This window comes from Pseudoalteromonas sp. S3776 (assembly GCF_005886915.1).
Classification (GTDB): Bacteria; Pseudomonadota; Gammaproteobacteria; order Enterobacterales; family Alteromonadaceae; genus Pseudoalteromonas.
Map to the genome: position 1 here is coordinate 1 of NZ_PNCU01000240.1, position 349 is coordinate 349.

A 349-nucleotide genomic window follows, 5' to 3' on the forward strand; every position below is an offset into this window, starting at 1 on the left:
TGCCCTGGGTTTTCATGCCTTTTGCCTTCCAGGCGTCCAGACCCCCTTCCAGCAGGTAAATCTGTTTATTTTGCAGGTTCTCAAGAGTCTGGCTGAGTCGTTCAGTCCGGATGCCGCTCTGACAGTAGACAAGAAGTGACTCTGCTCGCACGTGAGCAATATTGTGTGGGGTCACCAGACAACTGCCGGGTATATGAGAAAGCTGATGCTCTTGCTCACTTCGAATATCCAGGCAAAGGATGTCGTTTTTCAAAGAGAGATTCAGTTCAGAGAACTGTGCGGGTGAAATCCAGTTTACAGACATGTGATATTCTCTTATAAGTAAATTCTAATTTAGAAAAATCTAATA

At 45.0% G+C, this 349-nt stretch carries 1 protein-coding gene; it reads right to left on the reverse strand.

Features of this window, described 5'->3' with window-relative positions:
• On the reverse strand, nt 1-304 hold a 304-nt coding region (locus tag CWC16_RS19755), incomplete at its 3' end, for a rhodanese-like domain-containing protein (protein WP_138542715.1).
• Nucleotides 305-349: the final 45 nt, after the last annotated feature.